Origin of the sequence: Natrarchaeobaculum sulfurireducens, assembly GCF_003430825.1 — an archaeon.
In the GTDB taxonomy this organism is placed as follows: Archaea; Halobacteriota; Halobacteria; order Halobacteriales; family Natrialbaceae; genus Natrarchaeobaculum; species Natrarchaeobaculum sulfurireducens.
Genome location: NZ_CP024047.1, coordinates 2,678,511 through 2,691,629, shown reverse-complemented (window position 1 = coordinate 2,691,629; position 13,119 = coordinate 2,678,511). Strand labels below are relative to the sequence as shown.

General features: G+C 60.3%; 16 protein-coding genes. All 16 read left to right on the top strand.

Annotated features, from left to right (window positions below; all coding sequences use genetic code 11):
* Position 1 precedes the first annotated feature (1 nt).
* The 16 genes from AArc1_RS14245 to AArc1_RS14180 all read left to right on the top strand — a co-directional run bounded on the left by AArc1_RS14245 (position 2) and on the right by AArc1_RS14180 (position 12,940).
* Complete coding sequence (locus AArc1_RS14245; RefSeq protein ID WP_117364999.1) at positions 2 to 361, top strand: hypothetical protein; 360 nt, start codon at positions 2 to 4, stop codon at positions 359 to 361.
* 3 nt (positions 362 to 364) lie between these two features.
* The gene (locus AArc1_RS14240) at positions 365 to 724 is read left to right on the top strand and encodes a hypothetical protein (protein WP_117364998.1); all 360 of its coding nucleotides are present in this window, start codon (positions 365 to 367) and stop codon (positions 722 to 724) included.
* Between the two features lie 5 nt (positions 725 to 729).
* Entirely contained in the window at positions 730 to 924 is a 195-nt protein-coding gene (locus AArc1_RS14235; RefSeq protein WP_117364997.1) for a hypothetical protein, read from the top strand.
* On the top strand, positions 917 to 1,051 hold the full coding sequence (locus AArc1_RS19540) for a hypothetical protein (RefSeq protein ID WP_267130071.1): 135 nt from the start codon (positions 917 to 919) through the stop codon (positions 1,049 to 1,051). Before AArc1_RS14235 ends, AArc1_RS19540 begins: the two co-directional genes overlap by 8 nt.
* The gene (locus AArc1_RS14230) at positions 1,048 to 1,497 is read left to right on the top strand and encodes a hypothetical protein (RefSeq protein WP_117364996.1); all 450 of its coding nucleotides are present in this window, start codon (positions 1,048 to 1,050) and stop codon (positions 1,495 to 1,497) included. The genes AArc1_RS19540 and AArc1_RS14230 overlap by 4 nt, the downstream gene beginning before the upstream one ends.
* Positions 1,487 to 1,870, top strand: coding sequence for an HK97-gp10 family putative phage morphogenesis protein (locus AArc1_RS14225; protein ID WP_117364995.1), 384 nt, complete (start codon positions 1,487 to 1,489; stop codon positions 1,868 to 1,870). The genes AArc1_RS14230 and AArc1_RS14225 overlap by 11 nt, the downstream gene beginning before the upstream one ends.
* Entirely contained in the window at positions 1,867 to 2,274 is a 408-nt protein-coding gene (locus AArc1_RS18535; protein WP_133412360.1) for a hypothetical protein, read from the top strand. Before AArc1_RS14225 ends, AArc1_RS18535 begins: the two co-directional genes overlap by 4 nt.
* Positions 2,271 to 2,699: a hypothetical protein gene (locus tag AArc1_RS14215; RefSeq protein WP_117364993.1), complete on the top strand. Its 429-nt coding sequence runs from the start codon at positions 2,271 to 2,273 to the stop codon at positions 2,697 to 2,699. Before AArc1_RS18535 ends, AArc1_RS14215 begins: the two co-directional genes overlap by 4 nt.
* A gap of 21 nt (positions 2,700 to 2,720) precedes the next feature.
* A complete protein-coding gene (locus AArc1_RS14210; RefSeq protein WP_117364992.1) occupies positions 2,721 to 3,254 on the top strand; it encodes a hypothetical protein in 534 nt (177 codons plus the stop codon).
* A gap of 6 nt (positions 3,255 to 3,260) precedes the next feature.
* Entirely contained in the window at positions 3,261 to 3,773 is a 513-nt protein-coding gene (locus tag AArc1_RS14205; protein ID WP_117364991.1) for a hypothetical protein, read from the top strand.
* A 337-nt stretch (positions 3,774 to 4,110) separates the two neighbouring features.
* Positions 4,111 to 4,269: a hypothetical protein gene (locus tag AArc1_RS18770; protein WP_154670857.1), complete on the top strand. Its 159-nt coding sequence runs from the start codon at positions 4,111 to 4,113 to the stop codon at positions 4,267 to 4,269.
* A 152-nt stretch (positions 4,270 to 4,421) separates the two neighbouring features.
* Entirely contained in the window at positions 4,422 to 5,396 is a 975-nt protein-coding gene (locus AArc1_RS19695; protein WP_133412359.1) for an HNH endonuclease, read from the top strand.
* 303 nt (positions 5,397 to 5,699) lie between these two features.
* Positions 5,700 to 7,598 carry a phage tail tape measure protein gene (locus AArc1_RS14195; protein WP_228442335.1) on the top strand — a complete coding sequence of 633 codons (1,899 nt, stop codon included), beginning with the start codon at positions 5,700 to 5,702 and terminating at the stop codon, positions 7,596 to 7,598.
* A gap of 13 nt (positions 7,599 to 7,611) precedes the next feature.
* The gene (locus AArc1_RS14190; protein ID WP_117364988.1) at positions 7,612 to 8,763 is read left to right on the top strand and encodes a hypothetical protein; all 1,152 of its coding nucleotides are present in this window, start codon (positions 7,612 to 7,614) and stop codon (positions 8,761 to 8,763) included.
* Positions 8,760 to 9,638, top strand: coding sequence for a hypothetical protein (locus AArc1_RS14185; RefSeq protein WP_117364987.1), 879 nt, complete (start codon positions 8,760 to 8,762; stop codon positions 9,636 to 9,638). The genes AArc1_RS14190 and AArc1_RS14185 overlap by 4 nt, the downstream gene beginning before the upstream one ends.
* On the top strand, positions 9,635 to 12,940 hold the full coding sequence (locus AArc1_RS14180) for a fibronectin type III domain-containing protein (RefSeq protein ID WP_117364986.1): 3,306 nt from the start codon (positions 9,635 to 9,637) through the stop codon (positions 12,938 to 12,940). The genes AArc1_RS14185 and AArc1_RS14180 overlap by 4 nt, the downstream gene beginning before the upstream one ends.
* The last annotated feature ends 179 nt before the right edge of the window (positions 12,941 to 13,119 follow it).

Genomic DNA, 13,119 nt, shown 5'->3' with positions numbered 1-13,119 from the left:
GATGACAGACAACACAGTCCGCGTTCGGGTTGCCGGCTCGCAGTTCCGGTTTGATCGAGAGCAGTTCACCCGCGACGACACACTCGAGGTCCTGGAACGGGTCGCAGCGAAGCACCCGAACACGCTCGAGCCGGTCGACAGTGACGATGGCGACGAGGAAGACGACGACATCGAGCCGATTCCTGAGGACGAACTCGACCCGCATCCGTCGGAGCTGACCGTCGACGAACTCGAGACCCGACTCGGAAACGTCGACGACCTGGAGTTGCTCCACGGAATCCTCGAAGCCGAGCAGAGCAACAAGAAACGCGACACGGCTGTCGACTCGATTACTGGCCGGCTCGCCGAACTGGAGGGCTGATCGATGACGCTTGCCGAGCCGGACGACGTCCGCCTCGAGATCGATACGAACCTCGAGGACGACAGGATCACGAAAGTGATCGAGCGGAAGGCACGCGACATCGATCGAGACGATGGCGTTCCAGTTCTCGACGAGCCCGATCGCCGCGACCTCGAAGCAGTGCTGGCTGCGTTGCACATCGCGACGAAGCTCGATCGCGCAACCTCGAGTCAGCAGCTCGGCAACGCCCAGAAATCCTACGAGGAGTCGATGGTCGAAGAGCTTCGGGCCGACGCCCGCCGCCTCGGAGCGACTGACGAACTGATCGGGGTCGGCGGGACAGACAAGACTGCCTCGATCGCTGTGCCGGACACGCGAGGTTGATCCTGATGGTCCGAGCACGTGTCACCAACCAATCCGGACTCCGACGTGGCGGCCGGCAGTACGAGCCTGGCGATGTCCTCGAGGTTGCCGTCGACGTGGCCATCGAGTCCAGATACCTCGAGCCAGTTGAGTGTCCGGTCGAGAAGTCCGACGGCGAGACCTGCGGCCGGGAACGGCCATGTCGCTATCACGATGACTGACGATCTCAAGATGCCGGCGACGCTCGAGACCTGGACGTACCCAAGTCTCGACCTCGTTGTGGCCGTCGGCACGATCGGCAACTCGACCGACCCCGTCGTCATCACGAAATCGGTGACCGACACATGATCACAGGCTTCGAGAACGATCGCGCGATGTTCTTCGCCGAGCGCCAGGTCGACACTGCCGACGATCCCTACAGTGACGACCCCGAACCCGTCTACGACTGGGTACCGCTTGGGCTCGAGGACGACGAGTGGGAGTACGTCGACGGCGAGGTCGTCTACGATGAGGACGATGTCGAGCTGGCCCACGTCCGCGTCGAGCAACGCGACGCCGAGTACGTCCGAGAGGTCTACGGCGAGTGGCCGGCCGACGTCTACCGGGTGTACGCCTATCCCAAGGACGTCGGCACCATCGACGGTCGGAAGTACGAGCTCGAGATCAGCGCCGACGACCGCGTTGAACTCCACCGTAGCGACGGCCGTTTCGTCGTTCAGGAGCCGAACCTTCGACGGCTTGACTCAGCGGTTCCGGAGTACGTCCAACTCGAGGTGAGCCGCGTTGGACTTTGATCTCGAGTGGGAGTCGGGATTTGATCCCGAGAACGCCCAAGACGTCTTCGAGGAGATGCTCGCAGAATCCGACGAGGAGCTGGTCGTGGCGATGACTGAAAGCTCGCTGGAGATCGAAGCCGATGCACGGCGACGATCGCCAGTCGACACCGGAAACCTGCGCGGCGCGTGGACCTCAGAAGTCGAGACAGAGGGCGAGACGATCATAGCCGAAATCGGCAACGAGGCAGCATACGCTGCGTTCGTCGAATTTGGAACCAACCGGATGGCCGCACAGCCAATGATCCGGCCGGCGATCGAACGCGAGATCCGCGATCTCGAGCGTCGTATTCGGGAAGCCGTCTACGAGGCTGCAGAGGAGGCGCGTCAATGAATTACGGACTTCACGACGCTCTGCAGGATGCGATCACAGACCTGCTCGAGGAGTTGCAGGATGCCGTACGCCAAGGAGCAATGCACACCGAAAAAAAGGTCAACGTTGTACAGCACACCCGGCAACGATCACTCGTCGTCGGACTTGCTGGCCCGCAGATGGAGGAACCCAACCTTTACAGTGAGGTCCGTCCAACTGTCGGGTGTGCATCGGAGGAGGACTATCACTCCCCCGATGCCGGCCCAAATAAGGGCCATTACGCCAAACAGGTAGATGAGCAGATTCAATTGACAACTGGGGTGCTGGTACACCCCAGTTGGTTGAAGTTGCCCGCCGCACGTAACTCTGCCTCATCTACACTTTCTCTCTCTGATGATCGTCCTCGAGCGGGTGGTATGGCATGAGATACGGCCTTCACACCGCTTTAGAAGACGTCATCAAAGAGTTGCGAGATTCTGACGATCTAGTTGACCTTCTCGAGGCCGCGGACGCGATCGACGAGGGCTGGCCTCGCGACGCCCAAGAACACTCAGTCGTCGTCCGCGTCCAGCCGATTACTGAGTCCTCGAGTCAGATGGGCGCGGCTACGCAGCGAACGTTCCGGTTCCAGTTCTCGGTCGTCGCGACAGACGACTGGCGAACTGCACAGCTGGCGCCGACCTACCGCATGGCCGAGATCATGCACGAGATCGCCGAGCGCCTCGACGTCGGCGCGCAGTCGCCGTACGCCGAGCCCGGCGAAGTTGCATCCGGGAGCTGGGAAGAGGTGGTCGGCAACCGAGTAGCGATGATCCAGGACTGGCGAATCACAGTTCGACAGCGACGATAACCGACACACAACGACTACACTATGACAAACGATCTACCCGACAACGTCATCACGGGCGGGAATCACCGCGTTGGCACCATCGACGCCGACGTCGACGAGGCCGTCCTCGATGACATCATGACCGGCGAACAGGAGGTAACGTACGTTGGAAACGCACACGACGGCTTTGAGATCGACAACGACTGGGAGGAGTTCTCGGTCAACCCTGCGTCCGGCTCGATCACGTTCCAGGGTCGAACGCACAAGGCCCAGACACTGACGACGAACCACTTCAGCACGCCCGGTCTCGAGCACTTCGAGGACGCTGGCCTCGTCGATACTGAGACCGGCGAACTGACTGAGAAGGCAGTCGTCGGCGGCGTCGTCCTCGAGAGCTTCGACGATGACCCGAGCGAGACGGACGCCGAACCCGTCGAGACCTTTGTCTTCGCGAACTGCGAGATCGCCGCTGAAGGCCTCGACTACGGTGAGACCGATCCCGGAAACACCGAACTGACGATCTATATCCGGGGCAAGAAGTACGCCCTCGGATTCCGCGACGAACCAGCGGAGTGATGATCTATGAGTGCCGATAGCGTTAGCGTCTCCTGGTCGAACGAGGAGGCGCTCGAGGAACACGAGAGCGAGCAGCAGCACGCTCGAGAACAGCGCAAGCAAGAACGCACCGAACTCTACGGAAAGGCCCAGGAAATCTTCGAGGCTCGAGCCCACGACTCGTTCACGGTGGAGTTGCACGGCGTCGAGGTCGAGTTCCTCTACCCCGACCCGGACACGAAACAGGAGTTCGAGAACCGCCAGCGGAAGATCCTCGAGGACGCCCAGGAAGGGGCCAGCCTGTTCGATCTCCTCCAGGAGGCACAGGTCGGGCTCGACAAAATGGAGGATACACTCTCCGACCACGCCGTCGACCCGTCGCTGCAGGAGCCGTCGGTCTGGCGTACCGGCCTCGGACTTACTGAAGACGAAGTCGGTGAGCTCTACCAAGATTTTTTGATGGTTGGTCGCGGGGAAGAGACGTCCAGGCAGGCCGAGATGTTGGAAAAGATGCTCTCGGAGACTTCCTCGAGTGGCTGAATAGCAAACAGCGCTACCGGCCTGCAGAGTTCCTCTTCGAGATGAGCGAGGCCGAGCGTGCGTTCTGGCTCACCCGCTTCGAGAAGTATCGCGACGAGCAAGAGCGGCTACAAAGCACGTACAACGCGTAGCTCTGGGGGCAGATGGGACGAAAATCTGTGCGATGGCTACTCACCCAGTCGACCGTTGGTTCCTCAACCGTTCGCTTGAGGATGACCCCGACCACTTCCCAACCACGTTGGCTGGACCTCCAGCCACGAACCACCGCCTGCGAGGAGATGCGATGCAACCCACGCTGGCGTAAAGGCTTATCCGCTACTGCACCGACCCATCGAGTATGGCTACCGACGGCGAGACGCCCCCACAGCCACCCGAGGACGAGATGCTCCCCGACGAGCGAGAGATCATCCTCGAGCGGCTGGACGAACTCGAGGACGCCGACTCACACCTCACGGTTGAAGAGACTGCTGAGAGTCTGGGGATCGATCTGGAGTAGCCAACGTGCCACAAGCGCCGTCGGAGGTAACAATTTTCGAGTTGGTTGTGTGATATGATGAAAAAGTGTCTGAATATGCGTTGTCCGAAAGCCGTTCGCGACAAGCAGTACTGCAGCTGGAGGTGCTCGTGGAGTCGCTCTGGGGTGAGGCGATGAGTGGTGACGGGACGCACAAGTGTCCGACATGCGGGGATGAATTCGGTAATGAACGCGGTGTGAAAGTACACCACACGAAAGTACATGATGAGAGTATCGCAGGTGTCGAGGTCGAATGTGCGCAGTGTGGTGAGGTCAAAACGGTCACTCCTAGCCGCGTGGAGCGGTATGATGACCATTACTGCAACAACGAGTGCCGCGCAAAGCACCAAAGGAAGCGTACTAGCGTAGAATGCCATTTCTGTGGAGACGAGTTCGAGATAGCAGAGTGGCACCTTGAGCAATCAGAGCGCGTGTTCTGTCCCAACAAAAACTGCCGAGGTAAGTGGCAATCCGAAAGGATCCAAGGGTCAGATCACCCCAATTGGAGAGCAGATTCGCACACCAAAGTTAACTGCTCGTTTTGCGATGCTGAACTTACTCGGAGAACAGATCGTGTGGAAGGACGCTCAGAGCATTTCTTCTGTGGCAGGATCTGTGAAACCGAATGGAAGCTGGAGAACTGGGCCACCGGCGAAGATAATCCACTCTACGATCGGGTAACCCTCGAGTGCGGGTGGTGCGGTTCTGGGGTTGTGCGTAAGCGGTATTACAAGGACTCTGTTGACCACACTTTCTGTCGTGGGACGGACTGTCTTCAGGAATGGCTCGCTGAGACTTCTTCGGGTGAGAACAATCCAAACTGGTTAGGAGGATCACTGCCGTATGGCCCTGGCTGGAACGAGTCGAAGAAAGAAGCCGTCCGCGAGCGAGACGGTTGTCAGTGTGTGTCTTGTGGACTTCCACAAGCAGAACACTACGGCCAATATGGCCAGAAGCTTGATGTTCATCACATCACACCGGCACGGCAAATAGACGATCCAGAAGAACGCAATGCCATTGGGAACTTGGCGTCTTTGTGCATCCCGTGCCACCGAAAATGGGAGAAAATGGCCCCACTCCGCCCCGTCACGAATCCTGTCGACGACTGACTTGCTACCGATGACCCTGTTGGGCCGGGTGAGGGTTTTGAAAGCATAGACATCAGCACAAACGCCCGGAATCTCTGAGTCATGTTGTCAGAGCTGTCTTGTGGTATGAACAGGAGTTGAATCTCTTGCAAAATAGCCATATTTCTATCCAACAGAACGGTCAGTTGAATCATTAGTATGACAACAATATCGACATTAACGGCAGTATTGAACCTCGACCAGTCCGGTTTCACCTCGAGTGTTGAGGACGCACGCGGTAGTCTCGACAGCCTTAGCGACCGAGCAGCCTCTGCCGGGAGATCGATGCAACGGACAGGGGCTGTCCTTTCGGCAAGCATCACCGCACCTCTCTCTGCCCTTGGCGTTGCATCGGTCAAGACTGGCAGCGAAATTGAGGAGATGCAGGACAAGATGAGTATTGTCTTCGACGATCTCGAGGACGACGTCATCAAGTGGTCTGAAGCACATGCCGATGCGGTCAATCGGTCGGCGTATCAGTTGCAGGAGTACGCAACGAGCCTCCAAGACACGTTCGTCCCAATGGGCTTTGCCCGCGACGAGGCTGCTGGAATGTCGCAAGAACTCACAGAACTTGCCATTGACCTAGCCTCCTTCAACAATATGTCGGAGGACGCCGCGATGTCCAAGCTCGAGTCTGGACTGATGGGTCAACACCGCGCGCTTCGGGACTTCGGCGTTGCGATCAACGAGTCGCGACTCGAGCAGGAATTGATGAATAAGGGGATGGCCGACAGTGTGCAGGAAGCCAGTGAACAGGAGAAGATGATGGCGCGTATGAGCATCATCATGAGTGACACTGCTGACGCCCAGGGTGACGCTGCTCGAACGTCGGATTCATTCGCGAACAAGATGCGCGGCCTTCGTGCAGATACAGAAGAGCTTCGTGCTGAGATCGGGCAGCACCTTATCCCAGCCGCGACGTCGCTCGTCGGTCGCGTGTCTGGCCTCGTATCGTGGTTCGGCGAACTTTCAGACAGTCAGCAACGGACAGTCATAACTGCTGGCGGCCTTGCAGCAGTGCTGGGCCCACTCCTAATTGCTGCAGGGACGTTCCTGACGATCCTCCCGACAATGGCGGCTGGTTGGGGCATGGTTACTGGTGCAGTCACTGGCGCAACTGGTGCTATTGCCGGAGGTCTCGTCCCGTCTCTGCTCGCGACGAACGCCGCATTACTCCCCATAACAGCCCCCATTTGGACGGTCATCGCCGCGATTGGTGCCCTGATCATCGCAGTCGGCGGGCTACACTACGCCTGGACGAACAACGTCCTCGGGATCAGAGATGCAGCCACGGATGCCTTCGGGACCGTCCGAGGGTGGTTCGAGTCCGCACCCGGCTGGATGCTCGCTCTGCTCGGCCCACTCGGAACGCTCTATTACGCCTGGCGGGAGAATCTGTTCGGCGTCCAGGACATCGTTGGCAGCGTCTTCGGCTGGATCGGCGATAAGATCGACTGGCTCCGTGACCAGATCGAACGGATCCCCGGTGTCGGTGACGATGACGGGATTAGCCAGGACGATATCGTTGCTGACGATGTTGACGAACCCGACGTTAACGAGGACACCTACGCTGAGGCGTTCGGTGACCTCGGCGAGACGTCGGGTCAATCATTCGGAGAGTCCTTCGCCGAGTCGGTCGTCGACGGCCTCGAGACAGATGATGCCGAGGCACACCTCGAAGACGAGATCGCTGGCGCTGAACAACGACTCTCCGAGCTGCAAGAAGGCGGCGTGGCACTCGAGGATCAAGAAGAGGCGGCGGACCTCCAGCGCGAGATCCGCGACCTCGAGGGCCAACTTTCGGGTGTCCAAAACGCCGATGGAATCGAAGACGTTGACCCCGACCTGCTCGCGGATGCCGCACAGGCACAAGTCGACGCCGAAGAAGAGCGCCAGAACACGCTCGCTGCGGTTGCCGATCGGATCGGCGGTGCGGATGTCGAAAGGGCTGATCACGGCGAGGCAACGCCGGAGATGGTCGCCGACTCACTCGACAGTGGCCCTGAGCAGGCCGATCGCGGCTCAACAGAGCAGGGGCTCACGGAAGAGACGCTTATGAACGCGTTCATGACCGCCCTCGAGCAGTGGTCGGAGGGCCGGAAGTTCCGAATGGAGCAGTCGATCAACGAACGTCGCTTCCGCGGTCTGTTCCAAGATGAAGCTGACGTCTATTTCGACTGACTCGCTATCCGCTATGCACATCTACACACTCACCGTCGACGACCAGCACGACGTCGGCCAGCTCTCAGACAGCGGCGGCCTCGACGTCGACAAAGAGAACCTTCTCGAGGAGATCGGCAGCGCAAAACCCATCTCGAGCCCGCCGGATTCGATCGACCCGCCGATCAAGTTCAACGGCCCCGATGCGACGATGCGAGCGCTCGAGTTACACGAACTCCTCAACTCCCCGCATCACGCCCCGCTGCCGGTCGCGATCGACGTTCCAGGCTACGACGGCTACTACGTCGCCGATGACGCGACCCGAAACACGAAGCTCGCCGAAGGTGGCGATGCCGATTACGAACGGATCGACACGAGCCTCACCCGCGCCGGGACGGACCAGCGACTCGTTCGCGCACTCGAGGCCGCCCCACGGCTGGCCGACCACGAGTTCGGCAACGACCTCGAGGCCCACATCGCACTGCCGACCGACGCCCGCAAAGTCCGCTGGTTCGATCCCGACAGCGGCGATCGTGAGCTCGCCGAGCCCGTCGAGACGGTCGCGACCGCCTACGGCGACGTCGACGTCTACGATCTCGAGGGCTGGCCCGACTACGAGTTCGACCCCGACGATCCATCGGAGGCTCCGCTGCTGGTCTACGAGATCGACAAGGACCGCGATGCCGAGGCGGACGTCCGACTGTGGGATACGCGCGGGTACGAGTCGCTCGAGGACGGTGGCCGACGGCGGTGGCAGTACGTGTTCTCGAAGGACCACGAGTACGACGGGGCGATCGTGCTGGACACCGGTCGGTTACGGCTCTGGCTCGACGAGGACGACGGTACCGTCGACGCCCAGGAGTTGGACAGTTCGGAAGCGGAGTGGACCGACCTCGAGCTCGCAGCCGAGCAGCCCGAAAGCGTCGCGGTGTTCGACATCGACGTTCGCGAGATCGGGATGGTCCGCGATCGCGTCCAGGTGACGTTCGACGTCGACGGCGAGTTGTTCGCGATGGATGCGATCCTCCAGGCCGGCCACGACGCCGTGTTGGTCGACATCCCTGACGGCGAGAGCGGGCCGATCCCGGCCGACGTCGAGTCGTGGCTCGAGCCGATCGCGGCCGAGACGATCGTAGACGCACAGCCGACGAAGCAACTCATCGAACGCAATAACGTACGAAAATGACTTACAGCGGAAACATAGACTTCGACGGCGATTTGACCGACCTCGATATGGAGCCGGTTGTGTACTTATTCGACATGAACACCGGCGAAAAGGTTGGAATGGGTATGGTCGACGAGGACGGGGATTACACCATTTCAGATTACGATGACGGGGAAATAATGGCGGTTGCGGTGGGATATGAAGACCAGGCAAACCCCGTATATTACACCGATCGGCCTGATATAAACATCGACGATTCGGACAAAAAGGGGTATTGGACCGGATTCAATGTCGTCGAAAGCGGGGACGTGAACCGACTATCCGGCGGTTGGGAGCGGTGGGGAGACAGCGGTATTGGGGACCTCGACCTTGAAACGGATACTGACGCCGTTTACGGTAATAATGTCCTCCGGTGGGATACCAACACGGGCGGGAATTACGGTCAAATATGGAGTATTGTCGGGGAACACGAGGATGTAGATATAATAGCTCGCGCCGAGGTCACAGACATCTATTACAGGGTGTTGGCACGGGCCGACATGGACGAGGAGGGAGATGGACATAGGGCCCTTGCAAGAATAGACGACGATCAGGTCGCCGTTCGTGCATTCGACGAGGACGGGAACCTAATCGATAGTGAAAGCTCAGGCATTACGAGGACGGGAGATTGGGCTTGGAGTAGATTCAGGTGCGAGGGCGATGAATACAAGGGTAAAGCTTGGGACGGTGACGACTCGATACACGACGAGCCGGACGATTGGGAGGTCGAAATAGAGTTAGAAAATATTGGGGAGGGAGGCGTCGGTATTCAGACGACCTCTTTCTCAGAGTGGGCAATCGATTATTTCTCCGTCGGAGTGGACGGACATGAGCCACCGCGGATTGACGAGCCATGAGCGATTTTTACCTATCTGACCCGACAGACGAGGGCGGCGATTTTTACCTTGGCGACCCGCCGGCTCCCGAAAATCTCGAGGCCGAGGCGGGCGACGGCGAAATATCTCTCGATTGGGGCCTCGTCTCGGAGGCCGACGAGTACCGCGTTTACCGCGACGACGATTCGGGAGTTTCAATCACATCGTCGAATCGTATCGCGACGACCTCCTCGACAGGATATACGGATACGGACGTAGAGACGGGGGACGAGTATTATTACGTCGTCACGTCGTACCTCCGCGGAGCGGAAAGCTCCTCGAGCAACGAGGCGAGCGCGGAACTTGCTATTAAAGCGCCGTACGACTTTTCAATCGTCGACGCGGGCGAGACGACACTCGATATTGAATGGGAGTACGACGGCGACGGGCATGACGGATTCGAGCTCGAGGTACGGTATGATTCCGACGACGATCCCGTGTTTGACGTCGTCGATGACTTTGACGAGGACGACCGAGAGGCGACGGCCGAGGGCGTCAGGAACGGACGGAAGCTTACTGCACGGTTAAGAGCCTATTCCGAGGACTTAACGAGTGATCCGACGGACACCGACGAGGCCGAAACGTCCCTCCCGGATATTGAGTCGGTCGACCTTGACGCATCCGAACAATCCGAGCTAACAGTCGAGCCCGAGGACGTCCTAAATGACGGTTGGTACCGGATTGAAAAACGCGACGACGACCCCGACGGCGACCACCCAGATTATGAGTTCGACGGCGACCTCGATTATGACGAGGACCCCCTCGAGTACACAATCGACGACCTCGTCGACGGCGAGCAATACTCGGTAAGAATCCGAACGGAGACAGAGGATAATACGGGCCATTGGCTCAATGTGGACGAGATTACAAAACTGGTACCGCCCGAGGACGTCGAGGCCCTCGACGTCGGCCGACGGAGCGCGACCGTCGAGTGGTCCGACGAGTCGGAGTTCCGCGGCAGCTACCAGATCTACCGCCGCCGGACTGACTTCGACTACGACGGTCCCGGTCGCCTGGTCGGGACGGTCGGCGATGAAGACGAGTCCTTTACCGACTACGCTGTCGCCCCCGACCGCGAGTACGAGTACGTGATCCGCGCCCGGACCCAGTGGGTGTACGCCGACAGCGAGCCGAGCGACCCCGCCGAGACAGACAGCGTCGGCCTCGAGCAGCGGGCGGTCCCGTCGAGTGGGTGGTACGTCGAGATCGACCACCCCGACCGCAACGCACCACTGGTTCCGGAGTTACTCGACGACCCACAAAAGCAGCCGACAGTCAACGGCTACCCACGCGTCTCGTTTAGCGTCCCTGCGGACGAACGCTGGCTCGATACCGCTCTCGATGACGCGCCGGTTCGCGTCTGGAAGGACGGACAAAAGCAGCCGGTCGACCGGCTCGAGCATCGAACACTCACACCCGAGACAGTCGAGCTTGAGGCGCGCGGTGGAACGCAACTCGATCGGCGCGTCGTCGAGAGTGCCGACATCGAAGAGGCGCTCGTCTACGCCGAGTACCTAATCGAGGAGTACACCGACTACATCCCCGTCGTCGATGACCCCGACGACGTTGTCCGCGAGGACGTTCTCTTGCTGGCGGCGGCGATCCTCGCCGAGTTGCAGGGGGCGTTCGAGGCGATCCCCGACGACGTCCCGCTCGAGTACGATGACGATGGCCTGCAGGCAACCAACGTCTCCGACGTCGACTGGGACTTTGGGGCCGAGGATAACGACGACGTACCTGGTGGGGCTGGGGCCCTCGTCATCTCGCCCGGAACTGGCGGCACGGGCAGCCGATCGGTAAGCATCGACCACGCCATCCCCGACGGCGACGCTCTCGTGGCCGTTTACTCGGTTGAAGACTCGGGCAGCGGTCCGTCGACAACAGTGGACGTTGAGTTCAACGGGACCGTCGTCGAGGGGGGCGACGACACGCCGCTGGGTTCCGATCCGGGGTGGGACGTGTTCGAGATCGACGGCGACGTGGCCGCCGGCTCTCACGACATCCGCGTCGATCCTGGCGATTTCGACGCCAGTGTCGGGCAGATCATCGGCGCGGTCGCGATCGTCGACGCGCGGTTTACCGACCTTGACGAAGACGAGCTGGTCAACGAACCCGGCGGGCACCTCAAGTACCCGTTCAGGTACCCCGAACGAGACACCCCTGCCCACCTCGCCCTCGAGGAGATCGCCACGCCGCTGTCGATCGTCCGGCTCATGCTCGAGGCCGTCTCGGACGACGGCGAGCCGCTCCCCGAACTCTCGATCGGTGTCGACGGCAGTGATGACGACTTCGACACCGTTACTGACGCCCTCTCGTACGACCTCGAGTACGACGACCTCGCTGCGGTTGCGAACGTCCGCGTCGGGTTGGGCCATCGCGAGGACCTCGAGCCACGGGACGCGACGCCGCGGCTGGGCTACGAACCCCAGGCGCTCGACGAACTCGAGTTGCGTGCTGACCTCGACGAGACGCCGGTCGTCGTCAACTACCAGCGCGACGCTCGGCTCAAGGACCACCTCCAGGACGTCGTGGTCGACATCGCCGACGCCGCCTACGAGATCCGACCCGGCGACGACGGTATGGAGGTCCACATCGCACGGATCGACAGCCGCGAGACCGACGTCGATCCCGATCTCATCAACTACTCGATCGAGCGCAACACCGAGGATACTGTCGACCGGGCCGTGGTGTACGCCGGTGCCGAGAGCCTTCGCCGGGTACCCTTCGAGGCCGATGTCGACGAGTGGACGGAGTTGCCGCTCGGCGAAGGACAGATCGTACGGGACTTCGAGACCATCTACGATGCCACCGATGACGACGAGACACTCGACCGTGGTGACGACTACGAGATCCGCCCACTTGTCGAGGATGGACCACCGGAAATCAAGCTCCTGGTCGACCTCGACGAGCCACGGATCGACTGTGACTTCCAACCTCGAGGTGAGCACGAACGCACCGATCTCCCCGACGAACCTCGAGAGATCAGCGAGCACGCGACGAACCTCTCGAGTCAGCAGATGGCTGATATTGCAGCCTTCCAGGCCGTCGAAGGGTCCTACACCGATGCCGTGATCACCGCCCGAATTACGGTGCCGCCGGACGAGATTGGCTGGAACGTCATCGACGCGCTGAACGTTCCACAGCTGCCCGGTGGGCCGTACCAGGTCCTCGACGAAGAGACTAACCCACGTCGGGGACAGTTCCCGCTGGGCGTCGGGCGTGGTGGCAAAGAAGAGATCCAGCGCCTAGACGACCAGACTGGACACCTGAGCGAGCGCAACTAAGCTCACGCTTTCTCTTTTTTCGCTTCTGTACTGCTGAGAACGACTGCTCGAGCACGCACGGAGTGGCAACGCTCTGGTCTTCGATCCAGTCCAACAGCGCTAGCGCTGGCGCTACGCGGTGCTGGATGATGTTGCGTCAATAAAAAATCGGTGTGTCGCGGAAGACCGGAACCGAAGTC